Origin of the sequence: Chryseobacterium sp. R2ACT005 (assembly GCF_049949215.1) — a bacterium.
Taxonomy (GTDB): domain Bacteria; phylum Bacteroidota; class Bacteroidia; order Flavobacteriales; family Weeksellaceae; genus Chryseobacterium.
In genome coordinates this window covers 40,476-54,496 of sequence record NZ_CP188192.1, presented here as the reverse complement: position 1 = coordinate 54,496, position 14,021 = coordinate 40,476, and the positions used below count along the sequence as shown (strand labels likewise).

Genomic DNA, 14,021 nt, shown 5'->3' with positions numbered 1-14,021 from the left:
TCATGGAAGAATTACATTCAGAAACACAACAGGCTGAACCGGAACCAGCACCCAAGATCATAGGTTTAACAGGCGGAATTGGCTCTGGAAAAACTACAGTAGCCCGCTTTATAGAGGAATTCGGATTTCCGGTTTATTATTCCGATGAAAGAGCAAAGGCAATCGTCAATGAGAGTGAAGATCTGAAAATAAAGATCAAGGAACTTCTTGGCGAAGAATCTTATGATGAAAATGGATTGTACGACAGAAAATTCGTTGCCAGTAAGGTTTTCAACAATAGTGATATTCTCGAGCAGTTAAATGAAATCATACACCCTGCTGTGCGAATTGATTTTGAAGATTGGGTAAGTAGGCAAAGCAAATATTTGGTTTTCAAAGAAACTGCATTATTGTTTGAACTAAAACTTAACAGACAATGTTATAAATCTCTTTTGGTAACAGCTGAGGATAATATCAGGGCTAAAAGAGTAATGGATAGAGATAATAAAACCTATCGTGAAGTAGAGGCTGTTATGGAAAAACAGATGCCTGAAAGGGATAAAATTAAAATGGCAGATTGTATCATCTACAACAATACCAATCTGCAAGAATTAAAAGAACAGACCGAAAAAGTAATCTTTGCTATTGAATAGAAATATTCCTAAAGATTATTTTCTCGCTTAAAAATAAAAAAGCCCTCATTTTTTTGAGGGCTTTTTGTATTATTCCTTTATAAATTTCTTTTGAAAGATATTTCCATTATCTTCAATAGAGATAACATATACACTGTTGATTAATTTACTCATATCAGTCTAATATTATTCCACCTGATATAAATTGGCCGGAAGCGTTGTACATTGTAATTAATCAATAATAATAAGGATAAAAAATAAGCCTCCATTTCTGGAGGCTTATTCTATTTGAAATTTAGTTTACTTATTCTTTGATAAATTTCTTCTGAACAGTTTTACCGTTATCATCGATATCGATTACATAAACACCGTTAATCAATCTGCTTACGTTGATTTGGTTGTTTAGTAAGATACCATCTCCGATTACCTGTCCTGCAGCATTGTAGATCTTATATTTAGCTCTCTTGCTGATATTTTTAACAAATAATATTGAGCTTACCGGGTTAGGATAAATCATGATACCCGTCTGATCAATTGGATTAGCAACAATCGGCTTAGAGATTCTTACTGTGTAATCCTCTACTTCTCCGTTTTTGAAGCTTGTACAGTTTACAGGAATACCGTCTCTTTCCATTGCTACTCTCATCACTACATATTTGTAATCCGTCATACTTACAAACGCATCTGCCGGTACATTGAATTTACCTGAGATAGGGCTGTCTGTATTTGGTGGAGAGCTTAATACTCTTTCATTGATATCAAATTCACCATTTCTGTTGAAGTCAATCCAAACTGCGATTCCTTCGTTATACGTGTTTCCTGTCCACTTCTTCTCAATGATGATCTCATTATCTGTTGATCCCTGGATCATTTCGATGAATGTTTTAGGAACTCCTGTATAATCTGTATACGTTGATGCTCCTGATTCATTCTCCATTGTTTTCTTACCGGTAGGCTTCACAGTAACTTTAGAGATATGCTCGCCTATAGAACTTCCTGAATTCATCTGACAGTAAATTACTGTAGGAGTTGTGAAGTAATATGGAGGAGTATAATTTCCTGGTGTCCCGTTACAGATATTTACCACCTGCATTTCATATTTAGTTAATTCTGTAAGACCTGTTAATACAAGGTTATTAACTAATGATGGTACTTCTGTCCAGCTTGGAATACCTACTTTTCTATATCTAAGAACATATGTTGCTCCAGGGAAAGGATCCCATTGGATTGCTGCCGATGTAGGAAGCAATTGAGTAATTGTTAATCCTGGAGGCGGAATTTCACAGATTCTTTCTGTTGTAAATACTTTAGGGTTTGAATATGGATTCAGAGCAGTTTCTCCGTTACACATATTAGCAATCTGTACTTCATAAGTAGTGAAAGGCTCTAATGGAGTCACACTACCTAACACATAAGTATTTGCAGGAGCTGCTGGTAAACTGATAATATTCCATGTAGTAGTACCTACTTTTCTCCATCTCATTGTATAGGTAGAACTTGCTGCAAGTGGTGCCCATGTAATCAATGCTGTTGTTGGAGTAATGTTACCTACTGTCACATTCGGAGGAGTAGGATCACATCTTGTGGTAAATGTCTTGATTGGAGTTGCTGTTCCTACAATATCTCCACAAATTGCAGCTACTTCTACTTCATAAGTGGTAGCTGGTGTCAATCCGGTGATTACTAATGGAAGGTTCCCCAATTGTGTTGAAGCATATACTTGTGTCCAAGCTGTTGTACCCTGAACTCTGTATCTTACCAAATAACTTACTCCTGCTCCTGTAATTGTAACAGTAGCTGTTGTATGAGTAGTAGTAAATGTAGGTGCGTTTGGAGTTGCATTGCTACAAGGTCTGATTCTTACTCTGTAGTCTTCCACTTCTCCATCTACTGCATTCTGACACATTACAGGAGCACTTGTACGTTTTAGTACCACTCTCATTGTAGTTGTCAATGGACCTGTATAAGATGTTGAAGGAACGGCAAACGTAGCAGTAACAGGGGTAGTTGTGTTAGCTGGAGAAATTAAAATTCTTTCAGCGTCTGTAAACTGTCCGTTTCTGTCAAAGTCAATCCATGCTGTTACAGCATCATTTCCTGTTGCTCCAGTCCAACCTTTAGCTACAGAGATTTTATTATTTTGAGAATTAACATCTAAAGTAATAAGAGTCTCAGGTGTTGTATAGCTGGTGTAATTAGTCTGTACTGAAGTATTGTTCATTGGAGGAACTCCAAGGTTCGAAGAGGTAACTGTTACATTCGAAATATGGTCATTCGTTCCGGTACCTGTCATCTGGCAGTAAGACAACGGTGGTGTTGTAAACGTTACTGATGATGAGTAAGCTCCTGTAGAACCTCCACATGTTGTAGAGACCTGAACTTCATAATTTGTCTGCTCAGTAAGACCAGTGATTCCATAGAAGTTTTGACCAGCTGGCACAGTAGCCGTCTGCCACACCCCTCCAGGAGTAGTTCTCCATCTTATATTATAAGTAGCTCCTACAGTTGCAACCCATGATACTGTTGCAGTAGTTGCACCAATATTGTTTACTGTAATATTCGTTGGAGGAGCTGTTGAACATGGTTGAGAATCTACAAATTTTACCGCATAATCTTCTACTTCTCCCTGGGTAAATGTTCCACAAGGGTTAGCATTATCAAAATATCTCATTACTACACGCATACGGGTAGGAAGAGTTCCAGTATATACATTTCCACTCGCCACTGTAGGGACAGCAAAAGTTGCCGTTACCGGAGTAGTTGTATTATAAGTAGTATTCAGAATTCTCTCACTCGTTTCAAATGTTCCGTTTCTGTTAAAATCAACCCAAGCTGAAACTCCATAAGATGTAGGAGAACCTGGCCAGTATTTATTCACAGAAATTTTATTATTTGCAGAACCTCTTTCAAATATAACTACTCTTGTAGGATCTGGTGTATAATCTTTATAGTTATCCGATCCTGAATTACTCAACATGATAGGAGTATTCGTAGGAGTAACGGTTACATTATTAATATATCCGCTAGTAGCAGTATTACCTGTAGGACCTGCCGTACAATAAGTAAGAGCCGGAGTTGTAAAGGTTACACTTGGAGAGAATGCACCTGTAGTACCTCCACAAATAGTAGCTACCTGAACGTCATATGTAGTCTGCTCTAATAATCCTGTAAGTATTTGGTTACTTACCAAAGGTGTATTTACAGCAATCTGCTGCCATGCACCGGAAGGAGAAACTCTGTATCTTACAATATAAGTAGCTCCTGTAGTTGATGTCCAAGTAACGTTAGCAGAAGAAGGAGTTACATTGTTTACCTGAATGTCAGCCGGTGGAGCTGTAGTACATGCTGATAAATCAATAAGTTTAACAGCATAATCTTCAGTTTCACCATAAGAATAAGTTCCACAAGCATTAATAGGACTGTACTCATTCATTACTACACGCATTCTGGTAGTAAGGTTTCCGGTATATGCACCACCTGCAGCATTTGGTATATTGAATGTGGCCGTAACCGGCGTTGTCGTATTACTTGGAGAAGTCAATACTCTTTCAGTCGCTTCAAAAATACCATTACGGTTAAAGTCAATCCAAACTCCTGTTAAGAAGCTGTATTGGTAACCCGGCCATGTTTTTGCTACAGAAACAGTAGCAGTACCTCCTCTTACCAAAGTAACTAATCTTGTAGGATCTGTACTATAATCTGTGTAACCACTTTGATTAGAGTTACTCACCATCGAAGGAGCTCCTTGTGCATTAACTGCAACCTGGCTTATATACCCATCAATAAAAGTACTTGTAGCCGCTGAATTACAATAAGTAAGTGCCGGAGTTGTAAAATTTATACTGGAAGAGAATGCTCCCTGAGTACCCCCACAGATAGTAGCTACCTGAACTTCATACTGGGTTTGTTCTGTTAATCCGGTAATGATCTGGTTTCCTACCAAAGGTGTTGTTACGTTAATTGTCACCCAAGGTCCTCCTGCTACAGGTCTGTATCGTACAACATACGTAGCACCTGCAGAAAGATACCAACCTACATTAGCCGAAGTTGTTGTCAGGTTGGAAATTGTAATATTGGTAGGAGGAGCTGTTGAACAAGCTGGCAGCGGATGGCTTTCCAATTGTATTCTAGGAATATCTGCAACTCTGTCTTTTGCAGCAGGAGGTGCTGCAGGGTCTGGGTTTGCAGAATCTTCATAATAGATCATCCCTCTGTTTGCTCCTGCATTATAAGATCCCCAAGCTGTACCTGGCGAAGACGAATAACCTGGAGTTTTTTCATTTACAGCAATCACAAGATTGTCTGTTCCGTTCCACAAAAACGGAGTTGCCAATTGAAGAGTTACCCAGTTCCCATTTGTCAGGTTAGGTAAATTTCCGGCGAAAACTTGGGTCAAACCACTTAATGGAACCCAGTTTGTAGTGGTTGCAAAGTTATTCTGGGTTGTGTTCCCCATATATACTACCCAATCCTTATAGACATCCTGAGATGTTGAAACGGTGGTAGAATAAAACTTTACAGCTGTGATATAGTTCGACGTACCTATAGCAGTCGTAAGCTCCGCAGCAGTATAAATCTGCTGGGAATAACTATACCCATAATAGGAACGTATGGGGAGATACACTGAGGTACCCGTTCCTGTCCCGATCTGTCCTGCCTGAGCTGAGACTTTGGATACAAAGCCTGTACAGATCAAACAGAGAAACAGAATTAAAGAGGTAAAGAATTTCTTCATAATGTTTTCATTATAATATTAATCATACAAATCTAATCATTTTTTGTTATTAATTTACAGGTACATTTAGGTTTTTTTGTAAAAATATAACAATATCTCCACTTATGCTTTAAATAAAGAAATCCCCGGGAAAGCCCGGGGATTTACTAATATTTAAAAGGTTATCTTTATTTTTTGATGAATTTAGATTTGAATTGCTCAATTCCTTTATCATCTATTGTAATTATATAACCACCTTTAACTAAAGTTGAAACATTCACCTTTCCATCGTTGATATTTCCTCTGTCTACTAATTGTCCAGCAGCACTATAGATTTTATAAGTAGCTTTATCTGAAACTTTAGTAATATTTAGAATATCACTTACCGGGTTTGGATAAATCTGAATACCGTTATTTTTAACAGCTGTTTCAGAAGTAGCAAGATTACTAGTAATTACTACGTTATAGTCTTCAACTTCACCATCGAAAAGTTCTCCACATATATAATCTGTAGGTAATGATAATCCAACGTTACCTCCACCAGTTCCAGCACCTACATAGAATGCTACAACTCTCATTCTTAATGGCTGTCCTTCTACTGCATTACCTGGAATGGTAACCGTTCCGTTAACTACAGTTGATGGCTGGGTTAATGTTACAGGATAATTCAATACTCTTTCTGAATCACTGAAGACACCATCCTTGTTAAAGTCGATAAATGCAGCTACTGTATCATAATCCGCAGCACCAGAGTTCCCAACAGTAACAGAAATAGGATAAGAAGTTCCTTTTACCAAGTTCGCCTGAAGTGCTGTATTTGTTGTATAGTTTGTATATGTACTATTTGCTGAAGTATTATTTACATTCGCAAGTGTCACATTGGCGATATACTCATAAGCTGCACTAGTTGAAGCAGATGCACAGTAAGCAAGTGCAGGAGTGCTGAAGTTTACAGAAGCTGAATATGTACCTACCGAAGTACCACAAACTAATGCAACCTGAATTTCATATGTTGTTCCATCAATTAAATTACTTAAGTTGATTGAAGGAACTGTTGTATCAGCTTCAGTCCATGCTGTTGTACCTACCTTTCTATAACGTACTTTATAAGTTGCTCCAGTATAGGACATCCAAGATGCGCTAGCTGAAGATACCGTAATATTGCTCACTACTACATTCGTTGGAGCAGCACTGCTACATGCAGATAGAGGTGCAATGCTCACAGGTCCTACAGCATAGAAAACATTACCTATTGAAGAAATTCTAACTTTAATAGTCTGTCCATTCAATGAAGAAGGGAAAGTAAAGTTTTCAGTTCCGTCATTAGGTGTTGATGCTGATAGTACAGTCCAGGTTGTTCCATTATCTGTAGTATAGTCAATCTTTACATTAGCTACATTATAAGGAGCAGCATTTGTATTGGCAACAATCCATTGAACCGGAGTTGATGTATTTACATCAGCATATTGATTAGCTAACCTGAAAGGTCCGTTATCTCCTACAACAATTGTCTGAACTTTAAAAGCTGACTGCTGTTGAGCTACATTAGAGTTATTATCTCTAACAGTTAATGCAAAATTTGTTGTTCTTGCTACAGTTGATACCGCTTCCCAAGTATTGTTTGCGTTATTCAACACTCCATTCATTACAGATGCAAATTTTGGAAAGTATCTTGCTGGGTTTGTACTTGGTGGAGCAGATCTGAATGAAGCTCCAGACATTGTATTTCCTAAATTATATTTATCCACAGAAACTAATGCATCATCAACTTCTTCCCAAGAATAAGTCATTGGATCATTTTCAGGATCTGTAGCACCACCTGCTAAAACAAAAGCAGTCCCCTTAGGTATAGTATATGTTGGCAGATCCGTAATTACCGGTGGATTATTGGTAATTGTAGTTTCTACATCACAAGTTTTTGCAATTAAGTTAGCTTGAATCTGACCGATACTTGCTTTATGGAAATAAGGATCAGAGTTAGGCTGAATATCCGTATCAGGACCAGTAATACCTGCATATCCCATAATGGTAGATCCTGAACCAGGTTCCATATTCACACCACTTCCTTCAAGATTATGAGAGAAAGTATGGTTAGCCCCTAGCTGGTGCCCCATCTCATGAGCAACATAGTCGATATCAAAGCTATCACCTGATGGAATTCCATTTGATGGAGAAGTAAATCCTGAACCTTTTCCTTTAGGAACTGTAGTTGTAGGATTGATACATACACATCCGATACATCCGGCATTTCCTCCACCTCCTGATTTACCGAACAAGTGTCCGATATCATAGTTAACATTTCCTACATTAGCTGTCAAAGCACCCTGTAGTTCTCCATTCCATGCACCCCCTGCTCCTGTAGCAGCAGCAGAATATGGATCTGTAGCTGGATCAATATAAATTACAGTCGGAAAATTCTGCAAATTCAAATGCAATGCAAAATCTTTCTCAAAAACTCCGTTTACTCTGGTTAAAGTATTATTAATTGCAACTAGTGCCGGAGCTCTTTTCTGATCATCTGTAGCTGTAGCAGGTACGCCAGCAAGCCCCATAAAGTATTGAGTATACTCACCGGTAACAGACATCGCCAGTCTCATTGTTCTATATTTCTTATCAGAACTCTTGTTGAAAGTTGTTGCCTGATTTGAGAATGACTGCCCATTTTTCAATAAGGCATCTATTTCCTTTTTAGCAACAGGAGATTCTTCTGTAGAACATAAGAATCCATTTTTATCCTTTTTAGTTTTAGGATGAACGGCATACACTGTTTTATCTGCAGAAGAAGGGTCAATAAACTCATATTTATCACCATGAATAATCATCGACTGAAAATCATTAGGAGCAATACTGAATCTTAAATACTTGGTAGGGTCTTCGACACTTGTTCCAACATAAGATCCTAATTCATACTTGTCTGCCAGTTCTTTTACAACTACTGGAAAACTGTATACATTAAACCTTTCAATCTTCCCGCTCATAGTGGGAAGAGAAATCACTACAGGAGTGGCATTTGTACCCATTTCCTGTGCATTCTTTAGCTGAGATCTCAGTAAGTTCAGGTCTAATTTATAGTACCCGTTTCCTCTTACATTAGATTGATCTACTCTAAATCCTGTACTTCTTTTGTTATCGTCTACTTTTTTAAGGGAAGTTGGTGTCCATTGACCGAACACGGCGCCCCCTATAAAAGTGAACATTAAAGCAGTAAATACTCTTTTCATAAATTAAAACACAATTATAATTTCCGCCAAATATAACTATTTTATCAATCTTATAAGTAAAATAAGTTAATATTTTTCAACATAATACACTCATCAACGATATCCATTAAAAAAAACACAAACTTTAGAGTAGTCTAAAGTTTGTGTTTTATGTATTTTAAATGTCAAGAAATAATATTTCTAAAACTTATATGCAATATTCCATGCAAATCCCATATTGAATTTTGAAGAACTTTTTCCGAAGCCCGGAACGATCATGGGTGAGATATCATCCTGCTTGGAAGTATATACCATATATCTTGGCTGAAGATTCACATCGATGTAGAAATTGGAATTAAATAATTGTACTCTGCCTCCCAACGTACCTTCCAGCCAAAAGGATGACTGTGATGATGAAGGAAAGGCTTCTGAAGAATTGCTTCCCCCAAATCCGCGAACAGGAATTGCCATATACTCCTGATTATAAAATGATCCGGCAGCTTTTCCTCCTGCATAAAATCCATTGAATTCATTCTCTGCATCTTTTGCAAGCATATAGAATGCACCCAATTTCACGAAAGGACCGCTTGCCTTCGCATCATAACCATTTTTCTGATACACATTTTTTTCAAAACCTGCCTCTGCAACAGCATGGAGATTTCCTCTGATTTTTGAAGAAATAAATCCCTGATACAATTTTCTGTCAGAAAAAAAACCGGCTCCGGTATTCAGTACATCAAGGCCAACCATAAAATTGGGTTCATATTTTTCCTGAACCTTCTTCTCTGCTTCCTTTTTTTTGTCTTGTGCCCAGCTTATTATTCCCAATAAACTAAAAAGAAAGGTAAAGATTAGTCTTGTCTTCATTCTCTATTTGATTTTGTCCGGCTTCCAGCTTCTGAACAGGATTCGGAGTTACTAATTCTGAACTTAAATTCTCGTAAGATTTTTTGATTCCGCATCCGGGAGAAACATACGTTGACTTCGTACTATAATTAATTCTTACTTTAGATTCTGCTCCATTATAGGTAAGTTTAAAATAAACGTCAGTATAAGGTGAGCTGTCAACCCGTAAAGGAATTAACCGGGAATCAATTTTTGCAAGTTTTCCAAGATCCACTTTTCCTGCTCCATAATCTACTGCGACATAAAGGGTATCCAGGGTCGTCTCTTTTCCAGTAGCCAGTGATCTGAAAGCCACCTTCATTCTGGGAGTTCCTTCTCCGCTTTCACAAATATCATCATCTCCTCCACAGGAAAAAAGCATTCCTAAAAAACAGATCGCTATCAGAAATTTAAAGTACTTCATATTAAGATTTGAAATTCAAATTTAGATAAAATTATTTTTTAATCAACAACGCAATGTTCTCAACATGGTGTGTTTGTGGGAACATATCTACCGGCAAAATCTTCACTAAAGTATAATGGTCTTTCATCAAGGCAAGGTCTCTCGCCTGTGTTGCAGAATTACAGCTTACGTAAACTACTTTTTCCGGTGAAAGCTTTAAGATCTGTTCTACGACCTTCTGGTGCATTCCGTCTCTTGGTGGATCTGTAATTAATACATCTGCTTTAGGATGAGTTGCCATAAATTCGTCATTGAAGATATCCTTCATGTCTCCACAATAGAAAGTACAGTTAGTAAGACCATTCAATGCAGCATGTTCTATAGCAGCATCTATGGCTTCTTGTACAGATTCTATTCCGATTACCTGTTTTGCATTTCTCGCTACATACTGAGCAATTGTTCCTGTTCCTGTATAAAGGTCATATACAACTTCATCTCCTTTCAGATCTGCAAATTCAAGTGTCTTTCTGTACAGTTCCAAAGCCTGTTTGTAATTCGTCTGGAAGAATGATTTCGGGCCTATCTTAAACTGCAGTCCGTCCATTTCTTCCATAAGGTAACCTTCTCCAAAATATACATTGATATTTAAATCGTAAATGGAATCATTCTGCTTAGGATTGATAGCATATACTAATGTTTTAATCTGCGGGAATTTTTCCAGTAAGAATTCAAAAAGTTTTTCTCTGTTTTCTTTTTCTTCTCTGTAAAGCTGGAAAAGAACCATCCATTCTCCTTTGGAATTTTGTCTCATCATCAAGGTTCTTAAAAAACCTTCCTGGTTTCTTACATCAAAGAAATCCAGACCGTTGTTTACTCCATATTCTTTTACAGCCAGTCTTATTGCATTGGAAGGATCTTCCTGAAGGAAACATTCTTTTAAATCAAGAATTTTACTCCACATTCCGGGAATATGGAATCCTAACGCATCTTTACTTCCGAAGTTTTCTTCAGAACTGATTTCATATTGAGTAAGCCATCTTGCATTTGAGAAGGAGAATTCCATTTTATTTCTATAAAAATACTGTTCTTCAGCTCCCAGAATTGATACCGTCTCAAAGTCATCAATTCCACCGATTCTTTTAATATTATTATATACTTCTTCCTGTTTAAAATCAAGCTGCTTTTCGTAGCTCATGTTCTGCCATTTGCAGCCTCCACAAGTTCCGAAATGAATACATTTTGGATCTGCTCTGTAAGGTGATTTTTCAATAACTTCAACCGCTTCGCCTTCATAATATTTTGACTTCGCTTTTTTCACTCTTACATTTACAATATCACCTGGAATAGCTCCTGAAACCATTACAGCTTTTCCTTCTTCTGTCCTTCCTATTGCCACTCCTTTTGCTCCGGCAGTCAATAGCTTTATATTTTCAAGAATTAAATCTCTTTTTTTCTTCCTACTCATTCTAAAATTTTCTATTTTCCTAATTGAAACTTTTACGCTTCAGTTTGCAAAAATACAATAAAAAAAACCTTATCCGAAGATAAGGTTTCTATACTGTGTTAAAGTTTATTATTTTGTTGGAGCCGGCTGTGGATTTGCTGGCTGTGGAGCTTGCTGCTGAGCTGCAGAAGGATCAAGCTGTAATTGTGGCTGCATCTGCATTGGTTCTGCTTTTGGAGCTGAAAGACCAGTCTGTTTATCCAGAATAGTTACCAGTTCCTGCTCACCAAGGTTTACAAATGATCTGCTGGCAATTTTACCATCTTTATCGATGATCACAAAGCAAGGTAATTTGAATCCGTACACACCATATTTCTTAGCAATATCAGAATTCAGACCTCCTTCTCCGTAAACATTCACTCCCTGAATTCCTTTTAAAAGAGAATTGCTTGTTTTAATGAACTGATCTTTTGTGTCATCTACGTTTACAAACACAAAGTTCATTTTAGACTTATAAAAGTTTACTACTTCTTTTAATACAGGTACTGTAGCTTCACTGATGTAAGGATTCCATGAAGCGTAGAAGAATAGCATATAAGGCTTTCCTTTGTTTTCAGAAAGTTTATAAGCCTTTCCATCCTGCTTTGCTACAGCTGCTTCAGGAGCTGCATCTCCGATTTTAAGTCCAGTAATAGCCACCTGCATTTTTAAAAGGTCACTTTTAATGGTAGCATCTTTAATATCTGAATCAATAATCTTTTTGATTTTATCAATGTTTGCAGCCGGAGTTGTTGGATGAATATCCGCCTGAGCCATTACAAATGCCAAAAGATAATCTTTTGCAGTCTGAGATAAATCTTTCTTTGTTTTTAAGTACTGAGCAAACATCTCAGAAGTTGTAATTCCTGTTTTTCCTTTGCTGTTTGCTTCTGCATACTTCTGGAAATCCGGAGTCATTTTTACAAGAAGATATTGTCTGTAAAGAGGGATTGTTTTCACCATCGCTTCTTTATCTGTTTCCAACTGAGCTTCGTAATCTTTTAATGCTTTAGTAGCTTTGTAAGATGGGTTTCCAGACATTGGTCCGTGAGACATTTCATAGTTGGCAATCAAATTAAGAATGGTAACTTTCACATCATTTTTCTTCCACTCCAAAAGTGCTTTGCTAGGATTATTTTTCTTTGCAAGATCATCTACATTTTTATTAATATCTGCTTCAATTTTATGCATACCTTTAAGGAATGCCGCTTCATCTCCACCCATTAAGGCAGCTATATTAACTTTAGTACCATATTCAGCTAAGAACTTTTGAGAAGCTGTAAGAAAATCATTATTCTTTTTAGCATCTCCGGTAATCACAAATTCATTTGGGAAAGTAGTTCCGTTTCCTGAAATATTCACTTTTTGTCCTCCTTCAAGATAAATCAGGTTTTGTCTGCCCGCATAGTTGATCACGTACATACCGTCTTTAGGAGCATCAAAGCTTCCTGAAAAGTTTCCGTCTTTATCTAAACCTATATTAATCAAAGGCAGGGTTCCTACTCCTGAAGCTTCTACAAATTCAATTCTTTCTAATGATGAGCTTCCAGTAATTTTTCCTTTTACTTCTACTTTTTTTGAACAAGACATCACAAAAACTGTGATGATAAACAATAAAAGATATTTTTTCATTTCAATTTTTAATATTACACAAAAATACGCTTTTTAGGGCTTGCTAATTCACACTAATTATTTTTTTTAAAAATTTTATTATCACCTTTCAAGAGGGTTATTCCAATTATTTCAATTGTCTCTTTCTGAGTGGTATGCTGTATTTGAAAGTTTAAAAAAAAATGTTTCAACTACCCTCCAAATATATACTTATTAAATAAAGAATGACTAAAACCTGCTAATAAGTTAACAAACTTTAACAGGACTTAGCATTTCATAAAAAAATCGCCTCCAAAAATGAAGGCGATTTTTTATGTATTTGAATCAATTCTATCCTTGATCTACAAGAGCAGCCATGTATTCTCTGTTCATTCTTGCGATGTTTTCAAGAGAAATACCTTTAGGACATTCTACTTCACATGCTCCGGTGTTTGAACAGTTACCGAATCCTTCTTCATCCATAGCTTTCACCATGTTCAGAACTCTTCTTTTAGCTTCTACTCTACCTTGAGGAAGTAATGCATACTGAGAAACTTTAGCGCCTACAAATAGCATTGCAGATCCGTTTTTACAAGTCGCTACACAAGCTCCACATCCAATACAAGCAGCTGCATCCATTGCTTTGTCTGCATCTTCTTTTGGAACCGGAATTGCGTTAGCATCCAATGTATTACCGGAAGTATTTACAGAGATGAAACCTCCTGCTGCCATTACTCTGTCAAATGCGCTTCTGTCTACCATCAAATCTTTGATAACAGGGAAAGCAGCACTTCTCCAAGGTTCAATAACGATCGTTTCTCCATCTTTGAACATTCTCATGTGAAGCTGGCAGGTTGTGATCCCTGTATCCGGCCCGTGAGCTCTACCATTGATGTAAAGTGAACACATACCGCAGATTCCTTCACGACAGTCGTGGTCGAAAGCGATAGGTTCTTTTCCCTCGTTAATTAAGTTTTCATTCAGAATATCCAGCATTTCCAAAAATGAAGAATCTGTAGATACATCTGATATTTTGTAGGTCTCAAACTGACCTTTAGTTTTACTATTTTTTTGTCTCCAAATTTTCAGCGTAAGATGAAGGCCTTTTTTTGCACTCATAATGTTATATTTATAG

Annotated in this window: 8 protein-coding genes; 1 reads left to right on the top strand and 7 read right to left on the bottom strand. The window is 37.1% G+C overall.

Annotated features, from left to right (window positions below; translation table 11 throughout):
* Positions 1-2: 2 nt before the first annotated feature.
* A complete protein-coding gene (coaE, locus tag ACPF63_RS00240) occupies positions 3-632 on the top strand; it encodes a dephospho-CoA kinase (protein WP_426481598.1) in 630 nt (209 codons plus the stop codon).
* A gap of 283 nt (positions 633-915) precedes the next feature.
* Here coaE and ACPF63_RS00235 read toward each other — a convergent pair whose 3' ends face one another.
* From ACPF63_RS00235 to ACPF63_RS00205, 7 genes are all read right to left on the bottom strand, one after another.
* Positions 916-5,346: a GEVED domain-containing protein gene (locus tag ACPF63_RS00235; protein ID WP_426481597.1), complete on the bottom strand. Its 4,431-nt coding sequence runs from the start codon at positions 5,344-5,346 to the stop codon at positions 916-918.
* Positions 5,347-5,513: 167 nt separating this feature from the next.
* The gene (locus tag ACPF63_RS00230) at positions 5,514-8,546 is read right to left on the bottom strand and encodes a reprolysin-like metallopeptidase (RefSeq protein ID WP_426481596.1); all 3,033 of its coding nucleotides are present in this window, start codon (positions 8,544-8,546) and stop codon (positions 5,514-5,516) included.
* Positions 8,547-8,726: 180 nt separating this feature from the next.
* Complete coding sequence (locus ACPF63_RS00225; protein WP_426481595.1) at positions 8,727-9,392, bottom strand: DUF6048 family protein; 666 nt, start codon at positions 9,390-9,392, stop codon at positions 8,727-8,729.
* Complete coding sequence (locus tag ACPF63_RS00220) at positions 9,358-9,834, bottom strand: DUF6452 family protein (protein ID WP_077418871.1); 477 nt, start codon at positions 9,832-9,834, stop codon at positions 9,358-9,360. The genes ACPF63_RS00225 and ACPF63_RS00220 overlap by 35 nt, the downstream gene beginning before the upstream one ends.
* Before the next feature lie 31 nt (positions 9,835-9,865).
* Positions 9,866-11,278, bottom strand: coding sequence for a 23S rRNA (uracil(1939)-C(5))-methyltransferase RlmD (rlmD, locus tag ACPF63_RS00215; RefSeq protein ID WP_426481594.1), 1,413 nt, complete (start codon positions 11,276-11,278; stop codon positions 9,866-9,868).
* A 108-nt stretch (positions 11,279-11,386) separates the two neighbouring features.
* Positions 11,387-12,928, bottom strand: coding sequence for a TlpA family protein disulfide reductase (locus ACPF63_RS00210; protein WP_077418869.1), 1,542 nt, complete (start codon positions 12,926-12,928; stop codon positions 11,387-11,389).
* Between the two features lie 309 nt (positions 12,929-13,237).
* Entirely contained in the window at positions 13,238-14,005 is a 768-nt protein-coding gene (locus ACPF63_RS00205) for a succinate dehydrogenase/fumarate reductase iron-sulfur subunit (protein WP_062675785.1), read from the bottom strand.
* Positions 14,006-14,021 lie beyond the last annotated feature (16 nt).

Coding starts and splice junctions, on each gene's coding strand:
- coaE (WP_426481598.1), top strand. CDS start 3: ATGGAAGAATTACATTCAGAAACACAACAGGCTGAACCGGAACCAGCA.
- ACPF63_RS00230 (WP_426481596.1), bottom strand. CDS start 8,546: ATGAAAAGAGTATTTACTGCTTTAATGTTCACTTTTATAGGGGGCGCC.
- ACPF63_RS00205 (WP_062675785.1), bottom strand. CDS start 14,005: ATGAGTGCAAAAAAAGGCCTTCATCTTACGCTGAAAATTTGGAGACAA.
- ACPF63_RS00220 (WP_077418871.1), bottom strand. CDS start 9,834: ATGAAGTACTTTAAATTTCTGATAGCGATCTGTTTTTTAGGAATGCTT.
- ACPF63_RS00235 (WP_426481597.1), bottom strand. CDS start 5,346: ATGAAGAAATTCTTTACCTCTTTAATTCTGTTTCTCTGTTTGATCTGT.
- ACPF63_RS00225 (WP_426481595.1), bottom strand. CDS start 9,392: ATGAAGACAAGACTAATCTTTACCTTTCTTTTTAGTTTATTGGGAATA.
- ACPF63_RS00210 (WP_077418869.1), bottom strand. CDS start 12,928: ATGAAAAAATATCTTTTATTGTTTATCATCACAGTTTTTGTGATGTCT.
- rlmD (WP_426481594.1), bottom strand. CDS start 11,278: ATGAGTAGGAAGAAAAAAAGAGATTTAATTCTTGAAAATATAAAGCTA.